This window comes from Bacillota bacterium (assembly GCA_024655925.1).
Taxonomy (GTDB): Bacteria; Bacillota; DTU025; order DTU025; family JANLFS01; genus JANLFS01.
The window spans coordinates 1-1017 of record JANLFS010000038.1 but is presented as its reverse complement, the minus strand read 5'-3'; the positions used below and the strand labels follow the sequence as shown (position 1 = coordinate 1017).

1 protein-coding gene and 1 pseudogene are annotated in these 1017 nt (G+C 58.9%); one reads left to right on the top strand and one right to left on the bottom strand.

What is annotated here, in order from left to right:
• Positions 1–523, bottom strand: a pseudogene (locus NUW23_07490) (aminopeptidase).
• A gap of 305 nt (positions 524–828) precedes the next feature.
• Here NUW23_07490 and NUW23_07485 point away from each other — a divergent pair.
• A partial coding sequence (locus NUW23_07485) for a hypothetical protein (GenBank protein MCR4426017.1) occupies positions 829–1017 on the top strand: 189 nt, incomplete at its 3' end.

The window sequence follows — 1017 nt, the reverse complement described above, 5'->3', positions numbered from 1 at the left end:
CGAACTCGCCCCGGTTGCGGTAGATCCCTGTGTCCGGCCTGCCCTCCCGGCCGCGAATGGACATAGTTATGTCGGTGCCGGCCGGTGTCGTGATCCGGGCAACCTCCCCCTCTGTCAAGATCGCAGCATACTTCCGCGACTTCTGTCCGACCTTTGAGTAGTCAGCCGAGAGAGTCCTGGCCATACAGTCCTCGGTGATTCCTGGAAGCGTGGCCACCCTGGCCCCTGCATCGCACGCGTCGTGACGTGCCTTCGTGTGCGACAGCGACTTGCTGGTGGGAGCGAGTACAACGTCTACCCGCTTCATGATATCAGCTATAGCTGCAGGTGGCTCCTCCCCGTTTCTCTGCCTTGGTATCATCTCCAACACCATGGCCTCGCATCCTAAGGATCGGGCCGCAACGAAGAGCGCTGTCCCTACAGTCCGTGTGCCTTCGTCCATAATGACGAGGACTGTCTCACCAGGCCTCGCTCCCATACACTCGCGAACCGCGATCAACGCCGAGGTGCTGAGGTCGGACATTCTATCCCCTCCCCAACAGTCGTACACAACATCATCCTGGACACAATTCTACCATACCTGCCGCAGTCCTTCCGAGTCTTCCCGAAGGCCCTTGTCCGTAGACTGGGGCCGCCTAGACAAGCGGGAAAACCTGCGGGGAGACTGGTGGGAAGACCGGTGGGGCGGTGTAATCTTAGAGTAGGGTGCGGGAAGGGGAAGAAGGGGGGAAAGAAGAAGAGAGACCACGTAGTCCTGGAAGACGTTCCTGAGTGGGACGTTGCGGCGGGATTCAGCCACCATCCAGCGCTCAGAAAGGTGGTCTCTCTGTGGATAAGTTCATTCGTCGGATGTGTCATGCATTCCTGCACACGGTGGGGGACATTATGACCGGTTTGTGCGAGAGGATTTCCTGCCCGGAGGCGGAGGCGAAGATCCAGGCGCGTTGTGATGAGCTCGCTCTGGTTCTGTATTCGATGTTCATAGAAGAGCTCGACAGGCAGCTTCGAGAGGACCGT